The organism is Pseudomonas sp. Tun-23181 (assembly GCF_057415455.1).
The window spans coordinates 1622753-1647234 of sequence record NZ_CM171630.1 but is presented as its reverse complement, the minus strand read 5'-3'; the positions used below and the strand labels follow the sequence as shown (position 1 = coordinate 1647234).

Below are 24482 nucleotides of genomic sequence, written 5' to 3'. Positions count from 1 at the left end.
CAAGAGTCCCGGCGACACCCGGGGTGTCGCCAAGGACAGGGATGTCACCTTCCCTGCAATACCTCTCGAAACACATCTGGCCGTGCGGCCGCCATGTGGAGCAGGGTGCGAACGGCGCCGGATGGCGTGCGTCGCCCCTGTTCCCATTCTTGAAGCCCGCATCGTCGATGTGGGGGCTGGGGGCCAAACCCAGCGCACGGCAGTGCCAAATCCGATGCATGCTCACAAACGACTGGCATGAAAGTTCCCCCCGCAATCTGTAAATTTCGTAAATAAGATACAAACCCATTTGAGAATCATTATATTCGCCATCCCTGAGGGCCCCACGCAACGTTCGTGAGGCCAGTGGCTCTGTGTGCGCTGTCTTCCAGGCGGTCGCGCCTTTTCGCTCATGAACTGCAGGAGATGTGTCGATGCAATCCAGAACCTCCCCCAACAGCCTGGCCCTGGCCTTCGTCGCATTGGCGTCGCCGGCCATGCTGGCCACGGCGGCACAGGCCGAGGAGAACCCGTCCGGCGAGGTGCTGGAGGTGCCGGTCGACAGCAACGCGCTGGTGATCCAGAACACCCTGGTCACGGCCGAGCGTGAGGCACGCCAGGCACTGGGCTCGTCGATCATCACCGAAGAGGACATCAAGCGCCGCCCCCCGGCCAACGACCTGTCCGACATCATCCGTCGCGAACCAGGGGTCAACCTGACCGGCAACAGCGCCAGCGGCGCGCGTGGCAACAACCGCCAGATCGACCTGCGCGGCATGGGCCCGGAGAACACCCTGATCCTCATCGACGGCAAGCCGTCCAACGCCCGCAATGCCGTGCGCTACGGCTGGAACGGCGACCGCGACACCCGCGGCGAGACCAACTGGGTGCCGGCCGAGGCGGTCGAGCGCATCGAGATCCTCCGTGGCCCAGCCGCGGCGCGTTATGGTTCCGGTGCCATGGGCGGGGTGGTGAACATCATCACCAAGCGCCCGACCGACGAGCTCAAGGGCAACCTCAACCTGTACACCCAGTTGCCCGAAGACAGTGCCGAAGGCGCCAGCCAGCGCGCCAACTTCAACGTCAGCGGCGGGCTGACCGACGACCTGGGCTTTCGCCTCTACGGTGGCCTGGCCAAGACCGACGCCGACGACCTGGACATCAACGCCAAGCACGCCAACAGTGCCCTGGTGGCCGGGCGCGAGGGCGTGCGCAACAAGGACATCAATGGCCTGCTGAGCTGGAGGCTCAACGACGAGCATCGCCTCGAGCTCAGCGCCGGCTATAGCCGCCAGGGCAATATCTACGCCGGCGACACCATGAACAGCAACGGCGGTGGCAACATCGACCTGATCTCCAGCCTGTATGGCCACGAGACCAACGTCATGCAGCGCAACACCTACGACCTGACCCACCTGGGCGACTTCACCTGGGGTACCAGCAAGACCGTGCTGGCCTACGAGTACGTGCGCAACTGGCGCCTCAACGAAGGCCTGGCAGGGGGCCCGGAAGGGTCGATCAACGACTCTGGCGCGGCGATGTCGCGGCTGCGCAACACCCGCCTGACCAGCGAAGCGAGCCTGCCGTTCGCGATGGGCAGCACCGAGCACGTGCTGACCCTGGGTGGCGAGTACCTCTATGAAACCCTCAACGACCAGGGGTCGTTCCGCCCGCAGAGCTTCGACCCGAGCGGCTCCGGCAGCGACGTGATCGCCGGTTTCGATCGCAGCGACTCGAAGATGTCGGCCAAGAGCTATGCGCTGTTCGTCGAGGACAACATCGTCATCGGCGACACCACCGTCACCCCTGGCTTGCGCCTGGATCATCACGAGGAATTCGGCGACAACCTCAGCCCGAGCCTGAACCTGTCGCACAAGCTCACCGACGATCTGACCGTCAAGGGCGGCATCGCCCGGGCCTACAAGACGCCGAACCTGTACCAGTACAACCCCAACTACCTGCTCTACAGCCGTGGCAACGGCTGCAGCGTGCAACAGACCAACTCCGGGGGCTGTTACTTGCAGGGTAATGCCGACCTCGATCCGGAAATCAGCGTCAACAAGGAAATCGGCCTGCTGTATGACCGTGGCACCTGGCGTACCAGCGCGACCTACTTCCGCAATGACTACAAGAACAAGATCATCGGCGGTACCGACGTGGTCTACACCATCAACAGCGGCCGCCGCGTGACCCAGTGGGAGAACGCCGGCAAGGCACGGGTGGAAGGTATCGAGGGCAACTTCTTCATCGAGCTGAGCCCGACCCTGGACTGGAACACCAACCTGACCTGGATGCTCGACAACGACAACCGCGAGACTGGCGAGCCGCTGTCGGTGATCCCCGAGTACACGGTCAACACCACCCTCGACTGGCGTGCCACCGACAAGCTGTCGTTCCAGCTGGCGGGCACCTACTTCGGCAAGCAGAAGTCGCCGACCTACAACTACCGCACCCAGCAGGACTATGACCAAGAGGCCCAGCAGGACGTGGAGGCCTATGGCCTGGTGGATGTCAGCGCCGGGTACAGGTTCAACGCCAACTATGACGTGCGGGTAGGGGTGAACAACGTCTTCGACAAGCAGATCTACCGTGGCGGCAATGCCAGCAGCTCGGGCGCCAATACCTACAACCAGCCGGGGCGTGCGGTGTTCGCTTCGTTGAACATCTCGTTCTGATCGTTGGAACCGCTTCGCGCCCCGACAAGCCCGCGCCCACATGGACCGCGCCGATCTTGAGATCGGCGCCGAATCTGTGGGCGCGGGCTTGTCGGTGTGCCGAGCCGACGCGAAGCGGCCCCGAATGCCCCTCAAGGAGCAACCGATGAGCACTCTCCCCACCTGGCTGGCCATCTTCTCCCGCAGCGCCGCCGCACTGCTTGGCGGCTACGCCTTCAGCTACGCCGCCACCGCCTGCCTGGCCCGCGTGCTGCCACTGGCACCTGGCGACGCGGTGATCGTCGCCACGCTGCCGGCGTTCGTTTTCTACACCGCCGCGATCCTCTGGGCGTTCGCCAGCCGTGACGCCCTGCATGCCTGGATGCCCTTGGCCATTTCCGTACCGCTGGCGCTGCTGGGCTTCTGGCCGCAGGCGATGGGGTGGTTGCCATGAAGAACACCTTCACCCAATCGATGGCCTGGCTGCATACCTGGGCCGGGCTGATCTTCGGCTGGCTGCTGTTCGCCATCTTCGTCACCGGCACCCTGGCGGTGTTCGACAAGGAGCTCAACCACTGGATGCAGCCGGAGATCCCGGCCACCGACGTCTCCCAGGCCGATGCCGCGCGGCGTGCCATCGCCTACCTGCAAGCCCACGAAGCGGATGCCAACAACTGGGGCATCAGCCTGCCCAGCGAACGCGCCCCGGGGCTGCGCGTGTCCACCGGCGAACGCCGCCATGGCGGTGGCGTGCAACTCGATCCGCAGACCGGCGAGCCGTTGGCGGTGCGCGACAGCGTTGGCGGTAATTTCTTCTTCCGCTTCCATTTCACCCTCGACCTGCCGCGCAACTGGGGCATCTTCGTGGTCGGAGCGCTGGCCCTGGTGATGCTGGCGGCGCTGGTGACCGGTATCGTGATCCACAAGAAGATCTTCAAGGAGTTCTTCACCTTCCGCCCGGACAAGGGGCAGCGCTCCTGGCTGGATTTCCACAATGCCAGTGCCGTGCTGTTGCTGCCGTTCCACCTGATGATCACCTACACGGGGTTGGTGATCTTCATGCTGATCTACATTCCCGCAGGCGTGGATGCCCTGTTCGACGGTGATACCCGGGCGTACTTCCAGGCCCAGGGCAATACCCGCCTGGAACAGCCACGGCGCCTGGCCAAGGTGCCGGGCGAACTGGTCGACATCGCGCCGCTGCTGGCCCAGGCCGAGGCACGGCTGGGGCCGATCGGTGGCCTGAATATCCGCAACCCCAATACGGCTGGGGCACGCATCGAGATCCGGCCGCAGCTGGGCAACCGTATCGCCTTGACCAAGGGCCAGGCGATGGTCTTCGACGGCGTCAGCGGCAAGCTGCTCAGCGATGTGCCCGAGCTGCGCCCGGCGCCATTGACCCAACGGGTGATGGTCGGCCTGCACTTCGCCCAGTTCGGTGGCTACCCCATGCGTTGGCTGTACTTCGTCTGTGGCCTGGTCAGTTGCGCGATGATCGCCAGTGGTTTGGTGCTGTTCTGCGTCAAACGCGGGCGCAAGTACGCCACGGTCACGGCCGAGGCATCGGCGCGACGCTGGTATCGCCTGGCCGAGGTGTGCAACGTCGGTTTCATCGCCGGCTTGCTGCTGGCCTGTGTCGCGCTGCTGTGGGCCAGCCGCCTGCTGCCTGCGGAGCTGGCCGGGCGTGAAGCGTGGGAGGTGCGGGTGTTCTTCGGGGCCTGGTTGCTGGCCTTGTTGCATGCTGGGTCGCGGCCGGCCAAGCGCGCCTGGGTCGAGCAATTGGGGCTCGTGGCGCTGCTGAGTGGTGGCCTGGGGGCGCTGGGCATGGTTACCGGCACGGCAGACAGCCTGCGCCTGGGTGTGGAGGTTACCGGGTTGGTGCTGGGCGTGGGTCTGGCCCTGGCGGCCTGGCGGGTGGCCCGTTCGGTGCCGGTGAAGGCCCGGACGCCCGCTCGGCGGATGGAGGTGGCAGGATGATGACGATGGTCATGGGGGGATTGCTGTTCGCCTATGCCGGCATGCTGGGGCTGTGCCAGGGGTTGGAGCGGCACTACAAGCAGGTTTGGCACAGGCCATGCCCGCGTGGGCTGCGCCTGGCCCTGCGCGGGTTGGGCTGGTCGTCGCTGCTGGGCAGCCTGTTGCTGTGCGCCGGGGCCTGGGGCTGGGCCATGGGACCGGTGGCCTGGTTCGGGGCGATGTCGCTGGCGGGGATGGTGCTGGTGATGGTGCTGCCGTACTGGCCGCGGGTGGCGGTGGGGCTGGTGATGCTGGTGCCGGTGTGGGGGCTGGTATTCTCCTGTGTTTCGTTGCGGTAAAAAAATCGCTGGCATGCTAAACCGGATGCCTGAACATCGCCCACGAAGAGCCCCCCGTGAAAGCTGTCCACCTTGCCTTGATCTGCCACGCTCCGACCCATGCCCTCAAGACCGGGTATTTACACGGTATCGACGATGCCCTGTCGCCAGGCTCGGAGCGGCCTTCGCCGGCCGCGCCAGGAACCCAGCTGCTGAGCGCACCGGAGCGTCGGGCACTGGAGACGGCGGCCTGCCTGGGAACGTGCGTGGGTATCGAGCCAGCCCTGGCCGATTGCGACCTGGGGCGCTGGCAAGGCCAGGCGCTCAAGCACCTGCAGGCCGAGCAGCCGCAGGCCCTGGCCCAATGGCTGGACGACCCGCACAGTGCGCCCCACGGCGGCGAATCGATCGCCGCCTTGTGCCAACGGGTCGGCGCCTGGCTGGAGGGGTTCGACCCACCGGGCGACTGGCTGGCAGTGACCCACCCCTTCGTCATCCGTGCGGCGATGGTCCATGTGCTCGGCTGTCCGCTGGAGGCTTTCCAGCGCATCGATGTATTGCCGCTGTCGCGCCTGCCACTCAGCCGTGTGGGGCGTTGGCGGTTGCGCCTGGCCTGACGCGCGTCACAACGTGCAGAAAAAACCCGCCGCCACGTTTGAACTTGTGCGGCCCTTTGCAATCATCTTTGCGTCTCCGGCTGGAGGCTCTTTCACAGGCAATACAGGAAAGCAGCATGATGCTCACGACAAGACGGAATTGGCTGGCCCTGGCACTGGGCCTTTTCATCACCACGCCGTTGCTGGCCGCCGAGCCCGAGCGCCCACCGGTGGCCGACAAGGTGGTCGCCTACAGCGGCGAGCAGGGGATCAAGGTCTGGACCCTGCGCATCGGTGAGCGCTCGGCGAACCAGGCGCTGGTACAGGTCGATGGCATCGACCATGACTGGCAGATGCGCATCCAGAAGATGAACGTCGAGAAGTCCGAGCGGGATACGCGTTACTCCACCGAGGTCGACGGCAAGAAGTACGTTGCCCTGATCGTTCGTGGCGACTGGGCCAACCTCTACCTGCCGGGCGAGGCGCAAGAGACATCCCTGCGCTACGACCCTTCTCTCTCCGAGCAGGGCAATGCCCAGTACTTCCTGACCGACTACCTGCAACAGGCGGCCAGGTAAGGGCAGCGGGCGCGTTAGAACGCCAGCTTGTAGCCGATCATCAACAGCATCCCGGCCAGGCAAGGCCGCAGCAGGTGGTCGGAGATACGCCCGGTGAGGTGGCTGCCCAGGTAGATGCCGGGCAGCGAACCGAGCAGCAGGTAGCCGAGCAACGCCCAGTCCATGTTGCCCATCCCGGCGTGGCCGAGGCCGGCCACCAGGGTCAGGGGCACGGCGTGGGCGATCTCGGTGCCCACCAGGCGGCGGGTGACCAGGAACGGGTAGAGCAGGAACAGCGCCACCGTGCCCAGAGCGCCGGCACCGATGGAGGTCAGGGTGACCATGACGCCCAGCACCACCCCGGTGAGCACGGTGAGGATGTTCAGGGTGCGGTCGCTGAGGTGGTAGTGGTCGCCGGCGTGGCGATTGGCGAAGGCCTGCAGGCGCGACTTGAACAGGATCGCCAGCGCGGTGAGGATCAGCACCACGGCCAGGCCCTGCTTGATCACCGCATTGAGCGCCGAGGTATCGGTGTGCAGGGTGCTGAGGAACCACAGCGTCAGCGCTGCCGCCGGCACGCTGCCCAGGCTCAGCAGGCCGGTGATCTTCCAGTCGATGTTCTTGTTGCGCCCATGCACCCAGACGCCACTGGCCTTGGTGATGGCGGCGTAGAGCAGGTCGGTACCCACGGCGGTGGCCGGGTTGACCCCGAACCAGAGCAGGATCGGCGTCATCAGCGAACCGCCACCGACGCCGGTCATGCCGACGATGAAACCCACGACCAGTCCCGCAATGGTGAAACCGAAAGAACCTACATCCATACGCTACTCGACTGTCCAGCTGTGCCCGTGATCGGATGGCTGCCAGCATAAAGGTTTTTTTATAGCGAAATAGACTTGTTCGTTATTAGGTTATAACCAGATATCGACTGCGGGCCTCCAAGATCAGCGGTCGGTCATCACCACCATGACATGGGCATCGCCGCCATCCTCGCTCTCAGACAGGTAGATATGCCCCACCTGGCTGTCGAAGTAAGCCGTCTCCTGGGGCCCGATGCTCACCGCCTCGCCCGTTTCGAACAGGATGCGTACCCGCCCGCTCAGGACGAGGGCGAACTCCTGGCCGGGATGGCGGATGAAGTCATCGAACTGGCCGCGCTCCCGGGCGATGATGCGGGCGTAGGCGGGGGTCATGCGCCGTTCGGGGAAGGCCCCTGCGATCGGGTGGTAGTCGTAGGTGCCGGTGGAGTAACCGGCTGCCGCGGGCAGCGAATCGACCACCACGGTCGCCGGGGCTGGCGCGCTGGCCGGGCCGCTGGCGCGGAACAACTGGGCGATGTCCAGGTTCAGGGCACGCGCCGCTGCGGCCAGCTTCTCGTAGCTGACCGAGACCTGCGCCAGCTCCATCTTCGACAGGGTCGAGACCGGCACGCCACTGAGCGCGGACAACTGCTTGAGGGTCATCTGCCGCGCCTTGCGCACCTGGCGCAGGCGCGCGCCAACCTCGGCGCGGTCGAGCAGGGGGAGGGCACCGGGGCGGTTTGGCGGGCGGGTTCGGTCGTCGGGCATCGGGGCTCTCATGTACGGCTTTGGTCGGGCATCTTACCTTGGACCCTTGCGCGATCCGAAATTCTCATATATTAGAATTCTCATAAATGATAATTGGCGCGACAGGAGCGTGCATGGCACAGATCTACGACACCCTGATCATCGGCGCCGGCATCGCCGGTGCTTCCCTGGGCTACCGCCTGGCCGGCCAGCGCCGGGTGCTGCTACTCGAGCGCGAGATGCAGCCGGGCTACCACTCCACCGGGCGCTCGGCCGCCATGTTCATGGAGGCCTACGGTACGCCGCAGATCCAGGCCCTCACCCGTGCCAGCCGTGCCTTCTACGAGCAGCCGCCGGAGGGCTTTTGCGAGCATCCCCTGCTCGAGCCCCGTGGCTGCCTGTACGTCGCTACCACCGAGCAACGCGAGCTTCTCGAAACCACCTACGCGCAGAACCTGGCCAACGGCACCGAGGTCAGCCTGCTCGACCGCGAGGCTGCCGTGGCCCTGGTACCCAGCCTGCGTGGCGAGGTCCTCGGCGGTGCGCTGCTCGAGCCGGGGGCCATGGACCTGGACGTGCATGGCCTGCACCAGGGCTTCCTGCGTGGCTACCGCGCGGCCGGTGGCGAGCTGCGCTGCAACGCCGAGCTGGTCCAGGCCCGCTACCTCGATGAGCTGTGGCAAGTGGAACTGGCCGATGGCAGCCAGTTGCAGGCTCGCCAACTGGTCAACGCCGCCGGAGCCTGGGCCGACCAGGTGGCCGGGCAGTGCGGGGTGGTCAAGGTTGGCCTGCAGCCCTGTCGGCGGAGCGCCTTCACCTTCCCGGGCCCATCGGCGCACGACTTCAGTCGCTGGCCGGCGGTGATCGGCGTGGACGAAAGCTTCTACTTCAAGCCGGACGCCGGCCAGTTGCTCGGCTCGCCGGCCAACGCTGACCCGGTCGAGCCCCAGGACGCCGCGCCAGAAGAGCTGGACGTGGCCCTGGGCATCTACAACATCGAGGCCATGACCACCCTGCAGATCCGCCGTCCCAGCCACAGTTGGGCCGGGCTGCGCTCGTTCGTCGCCGACGGCGACCTGGTGATCGGCTTCGACCCGCGTATGCCGGCGTTCTTCTGGCTGGCGGCGCAGGGCGGCTACGGCATCCAGTCCGCCGCCGGTGCCTCCCGCCTGGCCGCCGACCTGCTGCTCGGCCAGCCCCTCTGTCCGAGCTTGCTGGCCCAGGGCGTGTCGCCAGAGCAGCTGTCGCCGGCCCGTTTCCCACAACCCTGAAAGGAGCTTTCCATGAGCGATGATATCCAGCGTTTTCCCAGCAGCCTGCCGTTTCCGTTCTCCCGTGCGGTGAAGGCCGGTGGCTTTCTGTTCCTGTCCGGCCAGGTGCCGATGAGCGCGACGGGCGAAGTGGTGCGTGGCGACATCCAGGCCCAGACCCGTGCGGCCTGCGAGCGTATCGGCGAGAGCCTGGCGGCGTGCGGGGCGCGTTTCGACCAGGTGGTCAAGGTCACCGTGTGGTTGTCGGACATGGCTCATTTCGCGGGTTTCAACGAGGTCTACACGACGTTCTTCGGCGAGGCCCTGCCGGTGCGCTCCACCGTGGCGTCGGCGCTGGCGCTCGGCGTCGACGTGGAGATCGAAGTGCAGGCGTTCGTCGGGCAGGCGTGAATCGAATGCCGGGCCGTCGTGGCCTTCCCTGAAACACAACAACAATAGAGCCAGAGGTTCACATGCAAGAGCAGCTGAAGATCGCCGGTGCCTTCATCGGCGTGATCGTGGGGGCGGGCTTCGCGTCCGGGCGGGAACTGTTGCTGTTCTTCGTCGACTTTGGTGTCTGGGGGTTGGTCGGTGCGCTGGTCAGCGCCGCGTTGTTCACCTTCCTGGGCATGGCCCTGGCGGGGTTGGGCAATCGCCAGCAAGCCACCTCGCACAAGGACGTCATCCAGGCCATCTGCGGCCGTCACCTGGGCTGGTTCGTCGACTGGCTCATCACCTTCTTCATGTTCGCCGTCACCGTGGTCATGCTGGCGGGTGGTGGCGCCTTGCTGGAGCAGCAGTTCGGCGTGCCGGCTCTGGCTGGCAGCGTGCTGGTGACCCTGCTGGTGGTGGGCATCGTGTGCCTGGATGTACAGAAGGTGATCGTCGCCATCGGCGCCATCACGCCGTTGCTGATCCTGATCGCCTCGGCGATCGCCCTGTACGCGATGTTTTCCCGTGGGCAGAGCTTCGCCGAGCTCGACCGGCTGGCCAGCCAGCAGCAGGCGGGCGCCCGTCACTGGCTGCTGGGGGCGTTCCTCTATGTGTCCTACAACATCGTCGCGGGTGCGCCGATCCTGGCCATCCTCGGTGGTTCGGCCAAGGGCGAGAGGACGGCGATATGGGGCGGCTTGCTCGGTGGCGCGGCGTTGGGCGGGCTGATGCTGGTGATGAGCGCGGGGTTGCTGTCGCGCCTGGACAGCGTCGCCGAGCTGCCCATGCCGATGCTGTCGATCGCCAGCGAGGTTTCGCCGCTGCTGGGGCTGGTGATGTGCCTGATCATCTTCGGGATGATCGTCAACACGGCGGTGGGGACGTTGTTTTCCTTCCTGTCACGGTTGCTGCCGGCGGGGACGACGCAGTTTCGCTGGGGCTCGGTGGTGACCGGGGTGGTGGCGTTCGCTTGCAGCCTGGTGGGGTTCATCAGCCTGGTCGGGGAGGTGTATCCGTTCTTCGGCTACCTGGGCTTCGTGCTGATGGCAGCGGTGTTGCTGGGGTGGTTGCGGCGGGGCAAGGGCAGGAAGGTGGCGGTGGCCTGAAGGTGGGGCAAGGGATCCTCTGGGCGATCATAAAATGATGTGAGTCTCCAATCGGGGGCGCTTTGCGCCCCACTGCGGCCTTCCCCTCAGATCCTGAAGCTCCCCACCAACTGCTTCAACCGCCCGGCCTGCTGGCTCAGGGCATCGCAGTGACGCAGGGTCTCGTTGAGGTTCTCCACCCCTTGCTGGTTGAGGGTGTTGATCTGGGTGATGTCCAGGTTCAGGCTCTCGACCACCGCGCTCTGCTCCTCGGTGGCGGTGGCCACCGACTGGTTCATGCCGTCGATCTCGCCGATGCGCTGGGTGACGCTGGACAGCCGTTCGCCGGCCTGGTTGGCCACCTGCACGGTCTGTTCGCTGGACACCTGGCTTTCGTTCATGGTGTGCACCGCCTCGCGTGAGCCGACCTGCAGGCCGGTGATCATGCGGTGGATCTCCTCGGCCGAGGCCTGGGTGCGGTGGGCCAGGTTGCGCACCTCGTCGGCGACCACCGCGAAGCCACGCCCGGCCTCGCCGGCGCGGGCGGCCTCGATGGCGGCGTTGAGCGCCAGCAGGTTGGTCTGCTGGGAGATGCCCTTGATCACGTCGAGGATCTTGCCGATCTCGTCGGTGCTGGCGTTGAGCGCCTCGATCTGCCCGCAGGACTCGCTGATCTTCAGCGACAGGGCGGTCATGGCGTCGATGGCTGCATCGACCACCTGGCGGCCGTCGTTGGCCTGCTCGCTGGCACCGCTGGCGTGCTGCGAGGCGTCGGCGGCGTTGCGGGCGATCTCCTGGGTGGCCGCGCCCAACTGGTTGATCGCCGCGGCGACGCTGTTGGTGCGCAGGCTCTGCTCCTCGGAGCCGATGATCGAGGCGTTGGAGGCGCTGACCACCTTCTCCGACAGGTCGTGCACCAGGCGTGTGGCCGAGGACACCTCGGTGATCGAGGCATGGATGCGCTCGACGAAGCGGTTGAACGAGCTGGCGAGCTCGCCGAACTCGTCCTGCTGCTGCACCGCCAGGCGGCGGGTCAGGTCGCCCTCGCCCTCGGCGATGTCGCGCATGGCGCGGCCCATGGTGGTCAGCGGGCGCATCAGCACGGGGATCAGCAGGCCCAGCAGGCCGGCGATGGCGGCCACGGCGATGAGCATGGCGATGATCGCCGAGGTACGGAACTGGCCGAGGGCGGCGTAGGCCTTGTCCTTGTCGATGGACAGGCCGATGTACCACTGCGCCGAGGGCAGGCCGGCGACCGGGGCGAAGGAGATGATCCGCGCCTGGCCGTCGAGGGTCACGTCCTGCATGCCCGGCTCGACGCGCAAGGTGCTACCGGGGTAGATGTCCTTGAGGTTCTTCATCACCTGGGCCTTGTCGGGGCTGACGATCACCTGGCCGTCGCGGTCGGCCAGGAAGGCATGGCCGATGCCGCCGAAGTCCACGGCGTTGATGATGTCCACCAGGGTGTCCAGGCTCAGGTCGCCGCCGACCACGCCCAGCAGTTCAGCGTCGGCACGGGCCTTCACCGGGATGGCGATGGTCACTACCTGGCCGCCCACCGAGGCTTGGTAGGGCGGGGTCAGCAGGGTCTGGTCGGCGGTCACCGCCGCGGTGTACCAGGGGCGCTGGCGCGGGTCGTAGCCGTCGGGCATCTTGGCGTCCGGACGTTGGGTGAACAGCCCGTCGTTGCGGCCGAAGTAGGTGAACTGGAAGTTGCGGGTATAGGACGGCTGGTCGACCAGCCCCGGCAGGTTGTCGCCGGCACCTTGCTGGGCGATGTCCTGGGCTAGGTTCTCCAGCACCAGGATGCGCCCGCTCATCCAGTTCTGCACGCTGCTGGCGGTCTGCGCGCCGGCCTGGCGTACGGAGGCCTCGATGTTCTGGCGGATGATGTTGCGCTGCAAATAGTCGTTGTAGAGGGTGAACGAGGCGAATGCCAGGACCACGACGGCGCAGGCGCTGAGCAGGATCTTGTGGCGGAATTTCAGGTTCATGTTTCGAGACCTTGGGCCAGTGGGAGGGGGCGCCGCGCGCTTGTGGCGCGCATGGCGGGACCTGTCATCACCGGTATCGGCCGATCCTGAAAAATATTGAAAGGCCCTGCGTCGTAGGACATGGCCGGAATTCGTAACCCATTACTCGCGCGCCCTTGGCGTGCTGCCCAGCAGGCTGTCCTCGACTTGCCCGGACAGGTAGTAGACCCCGGCCATGGCGCCGCTCTGACGGTTCTCCATCAAGTCGCGCCATTCCTCGTTCAGTGCCACGTTGAGGAGCACCCGCAACTGCTCGACCATCTGCGGGTGCTCCTGGTCATGGCTGACCATGCCGAAGCCGGCCACCGCCACCGAGATCATCGCCCCGGCCGCCTTGCCCACCGCCGCCGCGACGGCGCTGGCGATGCCACGCGGGGCGAGGGTGGCGCCGAGTTTCTCGCTGGCGCGGTTGGCCACCGACGACAGCCCCGCCTGGGTCTGCCCCGGCGCTCGGGTGGCCTGCTGGTGCAGGTGCTGGCGCAGGGCCTGCCAGGCCGGTTGCTGTGCCAGGGACTTGGCCCGCAGGAGCTGGTACAGCGTGGCGTCGCGCGCCTGCGGCGGGCCCAGGGCGATGGCCGGGATGCGGTTCAGGCGTTGGCTGAACTGGTCGGGCGGGGCGTTGTAGCGTTGGATGATGGCCGGCAACTGCTGGCCGAGCAGTTGCAGGTACAGCTCGCTGGCGCGGTCGCGAATGGCTTCGGGGTCGATCTGTTCGGCGACGGGTTCGATCACCCGCTTGTGGTACTGCGCCTGCAGGTATTGGGCCAGGCGCCGTTCCGGCGGTTGCGCGCCGTTGCCGCTGTTCATCTTGTACCAGGCCACCTTGAGGGTGAGCCATTGCTGGGTCCAGTAGCCGGTGAACCAGGGGATGAAGTCGCTCTCGGTGCGTCGCTGCACCTGCTCCTTCCAGACCCGCATGGAGCGCCGGGCATAGTCGTTGGCCGAGCCGGTGGCGGCGACCGAGGCGCCGATCAGATCCTGGTCGATGCGCTGCCAGACCGCCGGTGTCGGGGTTATCGGCGGCGGAGCAGGGGGCTGCTTGCTGGCGCAGCCAGACAGCGCCAGGAGCAGGCAGAGCAGCAGGAGCGGGATGCGCGGGTTCACGCGGCGAGCCTCCCTGGATAGAGGCTGGAGTGATTCCCTGAGTATAGGTGGGGGGAGGTGGGGGCTGATCAGTTAAGCGGGGCCTTGTCATGTTGGGGCTGCTTTGCAGCCCATCGCGGGCAAGCCCGCTCCTACAGGTTCGGCGCCGCTCTGAAGAATGGCGCAGTCTCTGTGGAGCGGGCTTGCCCGCGATGGGCCGCAAAGCGGCCCTGAATGGCTCGCCAGGGGTTACGCCTGGCCGCTCTCATCCAGGTCGAGCTTGGCCTCCAGGCGGTCCAGGTGTTCGTTCATCAGCGCCTGGGCCGTTTCGACGTCACCGCTTTCCACGGCATCGATGATCGCCGCATGCTCCTGCCAGGCGCAGTGCTCGCAGCAGGGCGACTCGTAGCGGGCGATGATCAGCGAGGTCATCGGCACCAGCCCGTTGAGAAAGCGCGCCAGCGGCGCATTGGCCGCCACCTGGGCCAGCTTGAGGTGGAACTCGCCGCCCAGGCGGATCGCCGCGCAGCGTTCGCCGTGTTCGTGGTGCAGGCGCTCGCGTTCGACCAACTGGCGCAATTGGCGGATCTGCGCCGGGCGGGCGCGCTGGGCGGCCAAGCTGATCAGCGTGCTCTCGGCCAGGCGCCGGGCGCTGAGCACCTGGCGCGCCTGCTGCGGATCGGGGGTGGCCAGGTGCGCGGTGTGGCTGGGGCGCTGGACCACCACCTGCTGGTCCGACAAGCGTCCCAGTACCCGGCGGATCACCGTGCGGCTGACCCCGAAGGCATTGCCCAGGGCCTGTTCGGGCAAGGCGCTGCCGGGCGGCAGGCGCTGCTCGAGGATGGCGTCGAACAGGCGCGGGTAGATCTGCTCGGCCGACAGGCGGGTCTCGCCGGCGGCGAGCAGGGCTGGCAGGTGAGGGGCGGCGTGGGCGCAGGCGGTCATGGTCGCTCTCCTGGGGTCATGGGCCCGGGTGTTCGTCGGGGATGTTCAGTTCGATGCCCATGCGCTGGCCCTCCTCGAGGATGTGCCGGCGCATCTGGGCACTGGCCTGGGCGCTGTTCTTGTCGCGGATGGCACGCACCACGGCTTCGTTCTCGGTCAGCCGCGCGGCCAGGTGTTCAGGCGAGTTGCGCAGCATCTCGGCGCTCTGCTTGAGGGCATTGCCGGTCTGCTGCACCACGCTCTGGAAGATCGGGTTGGTGGTCAGGGCGAACAGCGCCTCGTGGAAGGCGATGTAGGCGTTGACGCCGGCCTCGCTGTCACCGGCCTCCAGGGCCTCGCGCATGTCCATCAAGGTCAGGCGCAGTTGGCCGATGTCCTGGCTGTTGGCCGATTGGGCGACCAAGCCGACGATGAAGGGCTCGAGGGTGTAGCGCAGTTCCAGCACGTCGGCCAGGCTGGCCGTGGCCAGGGTGTCGGCGGCCTGTTCCTGCTCCTGGGCGGCGACCTCGGCCTCGAGCACCAGCACGCCCTTGCCGGGCAGCGAGCGTACCAGGCCCTGGGTTTCCAGCACGGTCACCGCTTCACGCAGGCTGGGCCGGCTGATGCCCAGCTGTTCGGCCAGCTCGCGTTGGCCGGGAAGCATCTCGCCGCTGCGCCACTGGCCGCGGGCCAAGGCCTGGCGGAGTTTTTCCACCACCGAATTGACGACGGTCGATGAGCTGATCACGGTTCGCTCCCTTGAAGTTGCATCGGGTCTCCTTGCGGCCGGCGCATCGCACCGGCCGCGGGTCATTCAGAATTCCTGCTGGTGGGCCTGGGGGGGCTGCTTGCGGGGCGTCGGGGCGAAGCCAGGCTTGCCGGACAGTACATTGTGCGCACGCTCCAGGTCGATGTCCTTCTCCCAGCGGGCGATGGCCACGGTGGCGACGCAGTTGCCGATCAGGTTGGTCAGCGCCCGGCCGATGCCCATGAACCAGTCCACCGCCAGCACCAGCACCAGGCCCACCACCGGGATCGCCGGCACGGCGGTCAGGGTCGCGGCGAGGATCACCAGGGCCGAACCTGGGATGCCATGGGCACCCTTGGACGTCACCAGCGACACCAGTAGGATGGTCAGCAGGTCGGTCATGGCCAGCGGCGTGCCGGTGGCGTTGGCGATGAACACGATGGCCAGGGTCAGGTAGATGGAGAAGCCGTCGAGGTTGAACGAGTAGCCGGTGGGGATCACCAGGCCCACGGTGGAGCTGCCGATGCCCAGGTGCTCGAGCTTGCGCATGATCTGCGGCAGCACGGCGTCGGAGGAGGCGGTACCGAGGACGATGGTCAGCTCCTCGCGCAGGTACTTGATGAACGGCAACAGCTTCATGCCCGACAGGCGCATCACCGTGCCGAGGATGATCAGCACGAAGCCCGCGCAGGTCAGGTAGAACAGCGCCACCAAGCCGCCCAGGTGCTGCAGCGACTCCAGGCCGTACTTGCTGGTGGTGAAGGCGATGGCGCCGAACACGCCCAGCGGCGCCAGGCGCACGATCATGCCCATGATGCGGAACACCACGTGGCTGAGCTCGTTGATCAACCGCGAGATACCCGAGGCCGACTCGCCTACCAGGTTCAGCGCGCTGCCGAACAGCACCGAGAACAGCAGCACCTGGAGGATGTTGTTGTCGGCGAAGGCGCCGACCACCGATGTCGGGATCAGGTCCATGAAGAATGCTGCTGCGCCGTGGATGTGTTGGCTGCGCTCGGCCAGGTTGCTGGCATCGGCGCTGGAGAGCTGGTCCAGGTGGATGTTGGCGCCGCTGCCGATGCCGGTGCTGAAGGCGAACACCAGGCCGATCACCAGGGCGATGGTGGTCAGCACTTCGAAGTAGATCACCGACTTCAGGCCGATGCGTCCGACCTTCTTCAGGTCGCCCGCGCCGGAAATGCCGCTGACCACCACGCAGAAGACGATCAGGCCGATGAGCATCTTGATCAGCTTGATGAAGCCGTCACCCAGGGGTTTGAGTTGCAGGGAAAGGTCGGGGAAGCTGAGACCGCAGGCAATGCCGAGGGCCAGGCCCAGCACGACTTGGAGGAAGATCGAACGCGAGCACCATTTGAGCATGGGAGGGATCTCTGGTCGGTGTCCTTGCTTCGATGCCGGGAGGGGCGAAAGAGCGCAGGACTTAATTATTGTGGTCTTACCGGTTTGTTCAGCGCCGGATCATAAAACCGTGAAATTTTCGTTTTTGCAAGGATTTTTGGCCTTACCGGTCTGACCAGTTGTGGTGCAGTCTGGTACAACACGCTCTGGGACGGTGCAGAGGGGTCAATGGGGCCGTTCATCGCTCCCGGGGCGGGGCTTCAGGCGTGGCCAAGGCCTGGTCCACGGCTGCAATTAGCTTGCCAAGGTCCTTGGGCGGGGCCTTGTGGATCACGCCGAACAGGTAGGCACGCTGCTCCTCTTCGTCGTCCGGTTCGGCGAAGAAGGCCTTGGGTTTGACGCCCAGCACCGTGGCGAATAGCAGGAGGGCATCGATGCTGGGGGTGTAGGTACCGGTCTCGAAGCGGCTGATGGTCTTGGGATCGAAGCCGGTCCGCTCGCCAAGTTGCGCCTGCGTGAGGCCCGCCAGCTTGCGATAGCGGCGCAGGGCAGAGCCCAGACCTGATCTCGTCATCGCTTGTTTCCCATTTGGAATCAAGAACTTAACGCTAAATTTCAGCGTAAGGCAACAGCATGCGGCATCACCTTTGTTGGCAAAATGTGATGGTGTTCGTAGAATTCGATTTTCGGCCGATCAGCCATCGTTGATGTACGGGCCTCGGCCGGGTTCGTGCCGGGCCGTAAGTGAAGGCGCCAGCGGATATTGGAACTGATCGAGGATGAACGGTTCCGGCCTGCCTCCGTCATGGGGCGGGGCGTCGGATCGTCAGTGAATGGAGTCTCATCGTGCCTCTCGACCTGCCGGGTTTCCCGGCCGAACACTGCGTTCCCGACCAGCCACGGCGTATGCTTCATTGGCATGGTCGGATCGGTGCCGGGCCTCGCGCCCTGGCACGGCTCTTCGAACGCTAGGGTGCCGCGATGGACGAAAACTACCGCGCCGCCGTGGATGCCGCCGCGATCTTCTCGGAAACCGACCTGCGCGGGCGGATCACCTATGTCAACCAGCAGTTTTGCCGTATCTCCGGCTACAGCCGCGAGGAGTTGCTCGGGGCCAACCATCGCATTCTCAATTCCGGCCTGCACGAGCCGGAGTTCTTCAGCGGCATGTGGCGTGCCCTGGTCGCCGGCAAAGTGTGGCGGGGCGAGATCTGCAACCGTGCCAAGGACGGTTCGTTGTATTGGGTCGACAGCACCATGGTGCCGCTGCTCGATCCGCTCACCGGGACGGTGCGCAAGTACGTGTCGATCCGCTTCGACGTCACCGAGAAGCGCCAGTTGCTGCATACCCTGCAATGGCGGGTCGGTCACGATGTGCTGACCGGCCTGCCCAACCGCGCCTACCTCTGCGACCTGCTCAGCCAGGCCATGGCCTTTTCCCGCCGGGAAGACATTTCCCTGGCGGTCTGCATGCTCGACCTGGATGGCTTCAAGGCGGTCAACGACGGCTATGGTCATGCCATCGGCGACCTGCTGCTGGTCGAGGTGGCGCAGCGCCTGAAGGGTATCCTGCGCGGTGGCGATGCGGCGGCACGGCTGTCGGGCGACGAGTTCGTGCTGATCCTGCGGCATGTCGAAGGCAGCCGCCAGTTGCATGCCGCCCTGCAACGGATTCTCCGGGCCCTGGCTGCGCCCTATGTGATCCGTGGTCAGCCGTTGTCCTTGAGCGCCAGCATCGGCGTCACCCTGTTCCCCCAGGACGACGAGGATGCCGACACCCTGGTGCGCCATGCCGACCAGGCCATGTACGTGGCCAAGCAGCGCGGGCGCAATCGTTACCATGTGTTCGACGTGTCCCATGAGCTGGAACTCAGGGCTACCCACCAGGCCGTGGCCCGGGTGCGCAAGGCCTTGCGCCAGGACCAGCTGGTGTTGCACTACCAGCCCAAGGTGAACATGCGCAGTGGCCAGGTGCTCGGCTTCGAGGCGTTGCTGCGCTGGCTGCACCCGGACAAGGGGGCGGTACTGCCTGGCGAGCTCCTGTCGCAGGTGGAGCAGACCGACCTGGTCGTGGAAATCGGCGAATGGGCCATCGGCCAGGCCCTGGCACAGCTGCAGCGATGGCAGGGCTGCGGTTGGTCGGTGAGCGTCAACATCGCCGCACGACACCTGCAGAGTGGCGACTTCGTCGAACGCCTGGAGAGGTTGCTGGCGCGGTACCCAAGCGTAGGCCCGGGGCAACTGGAGCTGGAGATCGTCGAGTCGGTGGCGGTCGACAACCTGCAGCACGTCAGCCGCTGCCTGGAGGCCTGCCGGGCGCTGGGGGTCGCGGTTTCCCTGGACAACTTCGGCACCGGCCATTCCTCGCTGAACCACCTCAGGTGCCTGCCGGCCCGGACTATCAAGATCGACAGCACGTTCGTGCGCGATATCCTGCATGACCCTGATGAGCGGGCGCTGGTCCGTGCGGTGCTCGGCCTGGCCCATGCCTTTGGCCGCAGGGTGATTGCCGAGGGGGTGGAGAGCCTGGAGCATGGGCAGGTGCTGATGGAGCTGGGGTGTGATCTGGGCCAGGGGCACGGCATTGCCCCGCCGATGCCGGCGCAGGCGGTGCCGGGATGGGTGCAGGGGTTCCGGCAGCCGGTGGCGTGGCGGCAGGTGTGAGTCGGGGGAGGGGATGGTAGGAGGAAGAGAGGGCTTGCGAGTACTGGGACCGCTTCGCCCCCCATCGTCGGCAAGCCCCACACAAGTTGGGCGTAAGCCTCAAGAGCGGCGCGGTCTCTGTGGGAGCGGCCTTGTCGGGGCGCCGTACCGGTCGAAAAGGGGCGCGAAGCGGCCCCAGATTTCAGGAAGTGGCCGCCACAGCAAGAAAGCCGGCTCACCCGCTCACTCGTTCGAGGCCGCCACCCCTCGCTCCCGCAGCCGCTTGTATAAAGTCGTGCGGCTGATCCCCAATGCCCGGGCCACCGACGAAAGATTGCCATTGGCCTGGCGCAGCAACTCGCCCAGGTCCGCCTCGCGTGGCGCCGCGCACACGGGGTACACGGACTCTTCCACCTCGGCCAGGAAGCTGCCGGGCAGATGCTCCACGCCAATGGGGGCCGGCCCCGCCAAGGCCAGGGCCACCTGCATCACGCTGACCAGCTCGCGCAGGTTGCCCGGCCAGGGATGGCGCTCGAACAAGACGAGGATCTCGGCCGGCAGGCGCTGCGGCTGGCCAGGCTCGCGGTAGCGCGCATGCACCTGTTCGATCAGCGCCCGCCGGTCGCTGCGCTCGCGCAAGGGCGGCAGCAGCACTGCCAGCCCGGCGATACGGTAGTACAGGTCCTGGCGGAAGCGCCCCGCCCGGACCTCGGCGGCCAGGTCGCGGTTGCTCGCCGAGACCACGCGAATGTCCACCGCCACCGGTTCGCCGCTGCCCAGCGGCTGGATGCTGCGCGTCTGCAGCACGCGCAGCAGGCGGGCCTGGGTCGGCAGGGGCATGTCGCCGATCTCGTCGAGGAACAGGATGCCCTGGTCGGCCTTGCGGATCAGCCCAGGGTTGCCCTTGTGATGGGCGCCGGTGAAGGCGCCTTTCTCGTAGCCGAACAGTTCCGACTCCACCAGTTCGGCAGGGATCGCCGCGCAGTTGACCGCCACCAGCGCTTGCCCGGCGCGGCTGCTGGCCTGGTGCAGGGCCTCGACGAAGACCTCCTTGCCAACGCCGGTCTCGCCCTGGACCAGCACCGGTATGTCCTTCTCCAGCAGCAGGCCGGCCTGGGCCAGGGCTTTTTCCAGCCGCGGGTCGCCGCTGCGGGGCGAAGGCGGGAGGGGCGCGCCATGCGGTGCATGCCATAGGCAATGGAAGCGATTGCGGCCGGTAGCCTGCAGGGCGAAGGCCTGGCCTTCGGCCTGTGCCAGGATCTGCCGCAGGGGGATCTGGAACAACTGCTCCAGGCTGTGTTGCAAGGGGTTGCGGCCGAGCAGGCTGTCGGCCCGGTGGTTGGCGGCCAGCACCCGGCCGCGCTCATCGAACACCAGCAGGCCGGCCCAGGGGCTGTCCAGGTTGTCCGGGGCGCTGTTGAACAATAGCTGCCGGTGCTGCCCGCCATGGCGAGCCAGGATCAGGCGGTTCTCCAGGCTCTGGCCCATCATGCGTACCAGGCCGAGGGTCTGGGCGGCGGGCAGGTAGCCGTCGCTGGTGACATCGAGCACACCCACCAGTTGGCGCTCGGCATCGAACAAGGGCGCCGCGGCGCTGGCCATGTAGCGGTTCTGGCGCAGGAAGTGCTCGTCCTGGCCCACATGCAGCGGCTCGCCGCAGACCAGCGCGGTGCCCAGGGCATTGGTGCCCACGCCGCGTTCGTGCCAATGGGCGCCGGCGACGAAGCCGTGTTGCTGGCCCGGGTCGACGAAGCGCCGCGTGCCCCATGCGTCGAGCAGGCAGCCGCTGGCATCGCCGAGCATCACCAGGTAGCTGGAGTTGCCCAGCAGGTGCGCGTAGTGCGGCAGGACCTCGTCGCGGGTCAGGCGCAGCAGGGCCTGGCGGCGTTCCAGCAGGGCGTTGAGCTCGGCCTTGGTGAGGCAGTCGAAGTCCGGCGCGCTCTGGGGCTCCAGGCCATGGTCGCGGCAACGCGCCCAGGAGGCCTGGATCAGTTGGGCATGGGTCGAAGCGGATGCGGCCATGGGCCTGTCCTTTAGGGTTATCGTTTTCTGCCGACCGCTGTTCAGTGTCGTCCAGGGTTGTTCATTGTCAAACCCACAGCTGTTCAGTTGTTCAGCGAATGTGTTCAGTTGCGAACCGGTGCTGGCCACTGTGAGCGCCCCACGCCCCGGGCCAGAGCGGGTGAGGGAAACTGGCACGGAACTGGCTTTTTTCGTCGGACGATCACCACAGGAAGGCCACGCCATGTCTCTGGTGCTGGAACAGGTCAGCCGTAGCGTCGACAACCAGGCATGGATCGCCGACGCCAGCCTGCGCCTGGAGCCCGGATCGTTCAATGTCCTGCTGGGCCGCACCCTGGCCGGCAAGACCAGCCTGATGCGCCTGATGGCCGGCCTCGACCGCCCGGACCGTGGCCGCGTGCTGATGGATGGCGAAGACGTCACTGGCCGGCCGGTACGCTCGCGCAACGTGTCGATGGTCTATCAGCAGTTCATCAACTACCCGACCCTTACGGTGTTCGAGAACATCGCCTCGCCCCTGCGCCAGGCGCGGCTGCCCGAGCAGCAGATCCGTCGCCGGGTACAGGAAACCGCCAAGATGCTGCACATCGAGCCCTACCTCCAGCGCCTGCCATTGGAGCTCTCCGGTGGCCAGCAGCAACGCACGGCGATGGCCCGGGCATTGGTCAAGGATGCCTCGCTGATCCTGTTCGACGAGCCGCTGGTCAACCTCGACTACAAGCTGCGCGAAGGCCTGCGCCAGGAGCTGCGCGCCCTGTTCGCCGCGCGCCGCTGCATCGCCGTGTACGCCACCACCGAGCCCAGCGAGGCCCTGGCCCTGGGGGGCACCACCACCCTCCTGCATGAGGGGCGCATCATCCAGAGTGGTCCCACGGCCGAGGTCTACCACCGCCCCTGCAACGTGCTCGCCGCCGAGCTGTTTTCCGAGCCGCCGATCAACCTGGTGCTCGGACGTATCAGTGGTAACGAGGTGAGCCTGGCCGACGCCGTGCACTTCGCCCGCAATGCCGACCTGCGCCACCTGGGCGATGGTGGCTACCGCTTTGGCGTGCGGCCCAGCCACATCACCCTGGTGCCGTCCCACGATGACGACCTGGAGCTGGCGGTGCTGGTGGAACTGGCCGAGATCAGCGGTTCGGAGACCTTCCTGCATGTGCGCAACGAGCACTGGCGGATGGTCCTGCACCTGCCCGGCGTGCACGAATACCCGGTGGACACGCCGATACGCGTGTTCATCCCCACCCACAAGCTGTTCGTCTTCGACAGCGACGGGGCACTGGTGCAGGCACCGGGCCTGCGCGAAGCGAGGAGCGCCTGATGGCCGAGATCCGCCTGCGCCGACTGGCCCATAGCTACGAGCGTCGACCATCGACCCAAGCCGACTACGCCCTGCATGAGCTCGAGCATGTGTGGGAACAGGGCGGGGCCTACGCCTTGCTCGGGCCGTCGGGCTGTGGCAAGTCGACCCTGCTCAATATCATTTCTGGCCTGCTCAGCCCGTCCCAGGGCGAGGTGCTGTTCGATGACCAGCCGGTCAACCACCTCTCGCCCCAGGCGCGCAACATCGCCCAGGTGTTCCAGTTCCCGGTGGTGTACGACACCATGAGCGTCTTCGACAACCTGGCCTTTCCGCTGCGCAATCAGGGCCTGGATGAGGCGCGGGTGCGCGCCCGGGTCGAGGAAATCGCCGAGGTGCTCGAGCTCGCCGGGATGCTGGGCAAGAAGGCGCGCAACCTCAGCGCCGACGAGAAGCAGAAGGTCTCCATGGGCCGTGGCCTGGTGCGTGACGATGTCTCGGCGATCCTCTTCGACGAGCCGTTGACGGTGATCGACCCGCACCTGAAGTGGAAGCTGCGGCGCAAGCTCAAGCAGATCCACGAGCAGTTCAACATCACCATGATCTACGTCACCCATGACCAGTTGGAGGCTTCGACCTTCGCCGACAAGATCGCGGTGATGCATGGCGGGCGCATCGTCCAGTTCGGCACCCCGCGAGAATTGTTCGAGCGGCCTCGGCATACCTTCGTCGGTTATTTCATCGGCAGCCCGGGGATGAACCTGGTCGAGGTGCGTGCCGAGGGCCGCGGGGTGGCCTTCGGCGATGTGCACCTGACGCTGCCGGAGGGGATCGTCGAACGCCTCGCCGAGCGCCCCGGCGCGCGGCTGCAGGTCGGCATACGCCCAGAGTTCGTGCAGGTCTGGGACGGGCCGTTCGACGGTGCTTTCGAGGCCCGCGTGCTGGATGTGGAAGACTTGGGCACCTACCGCATTCTCACCTTCGCGCTGGGCGGTGCGACGCTCAAGGCGCGCCTGGGCGAGGATCGCACCTTCCCCACCGGGATGGCCTGGGTCAGCCTGCCGGCGCAATGGCTGATGCTCTATGCCGACGACGTGCTGGTGGAGACTCAGCCGTGAACAAGGTGCCGAACAACAAGGCCTGGTGGCTGGTGCTGCCGGTGTTCGTCCTGGTGGCGTTCAGTGCCGTGGTGCCGATGATGACCGTGGTCAACTATTCGGTGCAGGACATTTTCGACCCGTCCAACCGCTATTTCGTCGGCACCGACTGGTATCGCCAGGTGCTGCGCGACCCGGCCCTGCACGATGCGCTGTTGCGTCAGTTCGTCTACTCGGGTTGCGTGCTGCTGATCGAGATTCCTCTGGGGATCGCCATCGCCCTGACCATGCCGGGCAAGGGGCGCCTGGCGTCGGCCTGCCTGATCGTCATGGCCATCCCGCTGCTGATCCCGTGGAACGTGGTGGGCACCATCTGGCAGATTTTCGGGCGTGCCGATATCGGCCTGCTCGGCGCGACCCTGGGGCAACTGGGGATCAACTACAACTATGCCAGCGACCCCTTCGATGCCTGGATCACCGTGCTGGTGATGGATGTCTGGCACTGGACGTCGCTGGTAGCGCTGCTGTGCTATTCCGGCCTGCGTGCGATACCCGACGTCTACTACCAGGCCGCGCGCATCGACCGTGCCTCGGCCTGGGCGGTGTTCCGGCACATCCAGTTGCCCAAGCTGAAGAACGTGCTGTTGATCGCGGTGATGCTGCGCTTCATGGACAGCTTCATGATCTACACCGAGCCGTTCGTGCTCACCGGCGGTGGGCCTGGCAACGCGACCACTTTCCTCAGCCAGACCCTCACGCGCATGGCGGTGGGGCAGTTCGACCTGGGGCCGGCGGCGGCGTTTTCGCTGGTGTATTTCCTGATCATCCTGCTGGTGTCCTGGCTGTTCTACACGGCCATGACCCATGCCGACAAGGACTAGG

The 24482-nt window shown here is 66.3% G+C and carries 22 protein-coding genes and 2 pseudogenes; 13 read left to right on the top strand and 11 right to left on the bottom strand.

Annotation, left to right across the window (positions count from 1 at the left end):
- Nucleotides 1-44 precede the first annotated feature (44 nt).
- Nucleotides 45-155 (bottom strand): annotated as a pseudogene (locus tag ACDI39_RS08055) (helix-turn-helix domain-containing protein); the annotation flags it as partial.
- Nucleotides 156-413: 258 nt separating this feature from the next.
- Here ACDI39_RS08055 and ACDI39_RS08050 point away from each other — a divergent pair.
- The 6 genes from ACDI39_RS08050 to ACDI39_RS08025 all read left to right on the top strand — a co-directional run bounded on the left by ACDI39_RS08050 (nucleotide 414) and on the right by ACDI39_RS08025 (nucleotide 6101).
- Nucleotides 414-2654: a TonB-dependent siderophore receptor gene (locus tag ACDI39_RS08050; protein ID WP_225786880.1), complete on the top strand. Its 2241-nt coding sequence runs from the start codon at nucleotides 414-416 to the stop codon at nucleotides 2652-2654.
- Nucleotides 2655-2799: 145 nt separating this feature from the next.
- Complete coding sequence (locus tag ACDI39_RS08045) at nucleotides 2800-3087, top strand: iron transporter (protein ID WP_410045824.1); 288 nt, start codon at nucleotides 2800-2802, stop codon at nucleotides 3085-3087.
- Entirely contained in the window at nucleotides 3084-4610 is a 1527-nt protein-coding gene (locus ACDI39_RS08040) for a PepSY-associated TM helix domain-containing protein (RefSeq protein ID WP_486538255.1), read from the top strand. Before ACDI39_RS08045 ends, ACDI39_RS08040 begins: the two co-directional genes overlap by 4 nt.
- Nucleotides 4607-4948 (top strand): DUF3325 domain-containing protein, encoded by a 342-nt coding sequence (locus ACDI39_RS08035; RefSeq protein WP_225786877.1) that lies wholly within the window; start codon nucleotides 4607-4609, stop codon nucleotides 4946-4948. Before ACDI39_RS08040 ends, ACDI39_RS08035 begins: the two co-directional genes overlap by 4 nt.
- Before the next feature lie 56 nt (nucleotides 4949-5004).
- Nucleotides 5005-5544, top strand: coding sequence for a histidine phosphatase family protein (locus ACDI39_RS08030; protein WP_368815612.1), 540 nt, complete (start codon nucleotides 5005-5007; stop codon nucleotides 5542-5544).
- 116 nt (nucleotides 5545-5660) lie between these two features.
- Nucleotides 5661-6101 carry a hypothetical protein gene (locus ACDI39_RS08025; protein ID WP_225786875.1) on the top strand — a complete coding sequence of 147 codons (441 nt, stop codon included), beginning with the start codon at nucleotides 5661-5663 and terminating at the stop codon, nucleotides 6099-6101.
- Between the two features lie 14 nt (nucleotides 6102-6115).
- Here ACDI39_RS08025 and ACDI39_RS08020 read toward each other — a convergent pair whose 3' ends face one another.
- Nucleotides 6116-6901 carry a sulfite exporter TauE/SafE family protein gene (locus ACDI39_RS08020; protein WP_225786874.1) on the bottom strand — a complete coding sequence of 262 codons (786 nt, stop codon included), beginning with the start codon at nucleotides 6899-6901 and terminating at the stop codon, nucleotides 6116-6118.
- Nucleotides 6902-7024: 123 nt separating this feature from the next.
- On the bottom strand, nucleotides 7025-7648 hold the full coding sequence (locus ACDI39_RS08015; RefSeq protein WP_225786873.1) for a helix-turn-helix domain-containing protein: 624 nt from the start codon (nucleotides 7646-7648) through the stop codon (nucleotides 7025-7027).
- 113 nt (nucleotides 7649-7761) lie between these two features.
- On the opposite strand from ACDI39_RS08015, the gene ACDI39_RS08010 reads away from it, so the two are divergent.
- The 3 genes from ACDI39_RS08010 (at nucleotide 7762) to ACDI39_RS08000 (ending at nucleotide 10415) form a co-directional block, all read left to right on the top strand.
- Nucleotides 7762-8898 (top strand): NAD(P)/FAD-dependent oxidoreductase, encoded by a 1137-nt coding sequence (locus tag ACDI39_RS08010; protein WP_225786872.1) that lies wholly within the window; start codon nucleotides 7762-7764, stop codon nucleotides 8896-8898.
- A 12-nt stretch (nucleotides 8899-8910) separates the two neighbouring features.
- Nucleotides 8911-9288, top strand: a complete 378-nt coding sequence (locus ACDI39_RS08005; protein WP_225786871.1) for a RidA family protein — start codon at nucleotides 8911-8913, stop codon at nucleotides 9286-9288.
- 62 nt (nucleotides 9289-9350) lie between these two features.
- A complete protein-coding gene (locus tag ACDI39_RS08000; protein WP_225786870.1) occupies nucleotides 9351-10415 on the top strand; it encodes a YkvI family membrane protein in 1065 nt (354 codons plus the stop codon).
- Between the two features lie 86 nt (nucleotides 10416-10501).
- Here ACDI39_RS08000 and ACDI39_RS07995 read toward each other — a convergent pair whose 3' ends face one another.
- From ACDI39_RS07995 to ACDI39_RS07965, 7 genes and pseudogenes are all read right to left on the bottom strand, one after another.
- The gene (locus tag ACDI39_RS07995; RefSeq protein ID WP_486538971.1) at nucleotides 10502-11290 is read right to left on the bottom strand and encodes a methyl-accepting chemotaxis protein; all 789 of its coding nucleotides are present in this window, start codon (nucleotides 11288-11290) and stop codon (nucleotides 10502-10504) included.
- Between the two features lie 114 nt (nucleotides 11291-11404).
- Nucleotides 11405-12388, bottom strand: a pseudogene (locus tag ACDI39_RS07990) (cache domain-containing protein); the annotation flags it as partial.
- Between the two features lie 141 nt (nucleotides 12389-12529).
- Nucleotides 12530-13531, bottom strand: a complete 1002-nt coding sequence (locus ACDI39_RS07985) for a hypothetical protein (RefSeq protein ID WP_253081342.1) — start codon at nucleotides 13529-13531, stop codon at nucleotides 12530-12532.
- A 228-nt stretch (nucleotides 13532-13759) separates the two neighbouring features.
- Nucleotides 13760-14455 carry a GntR family transcriptional regulator gene (locus ACDI39_RS07980; protein WP_225790133.1) on the bottom strand — a complete coding sequence of 232 codons (696 nt, stop codon included), beginning with the start codon at nucleotides 14453-14455 and terminating at the stop codon, nucleotides 13760-13762.
- 16 nt (nucleotides 14456-14471) lie between these two features.
- Complete coding sequence (locus tag ACDI39_RS07975; RefSeq protein ID WP_225790134.1) at nucleotides 14472-15182, bottom strand: FadR/GntR family transcriptional regulator; 711 nt, start codon at nucleotides 15180-15182, stop codon at nucleotides 14472-14474.
- Between the two features lie 66 nt (nucleotides 15183-15248).
- Nucleotides 15249-16562 (bottom strand): C4-dicarboxylate transporter DctA, encoded by a 1314-nt coding sequence (locus ACDI39_RS07970; protein WP_253091345.1) that lies wholly within the window; start codon nucleotides 16560-16562, stop codon nucleotides 15249-15251.
- A 217-nt stretch (nucleotides 16563-16779) separates the two neighbouring features.
- Complete coding sequence (locus tag ACDI39_RS07965) at nucleotides 16780-17115, bottom strand: helix-turn-helix domain-containing protein (RefSeq protein WP_225790136.1); 336 nt, start codon at nucleotides 17113-17115, stop codon at nucleotides 16780-16782.
- Nucleotides 17116-17522: 407 nt separating this feature from the next.
- On the opposite strand from ACDI39_RS07965, the gene ACDI39_RS07960 reads away from it, so the two are divergent.
- Nucleotides 17523-19205: a putative bifunctional diguanylate cyclase/phosphodiesterase gene (locus tag ACDI39_RS07960; RefSeq protein WP_486538249.1), complete on the top strand. Its 1683-nt coding sequence runs from the start codon at nucleotides 17523-17525 to the stop codon at nucleotides 19203-19205.
- Nucleotides 19206-19427: 222 nt separating this feature from the next.
- Here the strand turns inward: ACDI39_RS07960 and ACDI39_RS07955 are convergent, their stop codons facing one another.
- Nucleotides 19428-21206 carry a sigma-54-dependent Fis family transcriptional regulator gene (locus ACDI39_RS07955; RefSeq protein ID WP_486538247.1) on the bottom strand — a complete coding sequence of 593 codons (1779 nt, stop codon included), beginning with the start codon at nucleotides 21204-21206 and terminating at the stop codon, nucleotides 19428-19430.
- Nucleotides 21207-21429: 223 nt separating this feature from the next.
- Between ACDI39_RS07955 and ACDI39_RS07950 the strand changes: the two genes are divergently transcribed.
- The 3 genes from ACDI39_RS07950 to ACDI39_RS07940 are packed head-to-tail and all read left to right on the top strand — an operon-like array spanning nucleotide 21430 to nucleotide 24481.
- Nucleotides 21430-22524 (top strand): ABC transporter ATP-binding protein, encoded by a 1095-nt coding sequence (locus ACDI39_RS07950; protein ID WP_225790139.1) that lies wholly within the window; start codon nucleotides 21430-21432, stop codon nucleotides 22522-22524.
- Complete coding sequence (locus tag ACDI39_RS07945) at nucleotides 22524-23621, top strand: ABC transporter ATP-binding protein (protein ID WP_253081337.1); 1098 nt, start codon at nucleotides 22524-22526, stop codon at nucleotides 23619-23621. Before ACDI39_RS07950 ends, ACDI39_RS07945 begins: the two co-directional genes overlap by 1 nt.
- The gene (locus tag ACDI39_RS07940; protein WP_225790141.1) at nucleotides 23618-24481 is read left to right on the top strand and encodes a carbohydrate ABC transporter permease; all 864 of its coding nucleotides are present in this window, start codon (nucleotides 23618-23620) and stop codon (nucleotides 24479-24481) included. Before ACDI39_RS07945 ends, ACDI39_RS07940 begins: the two co-directional genes overlap by 4 nt.
- Nucleotide 24482 lies beyond the last annotated feature (1 nt).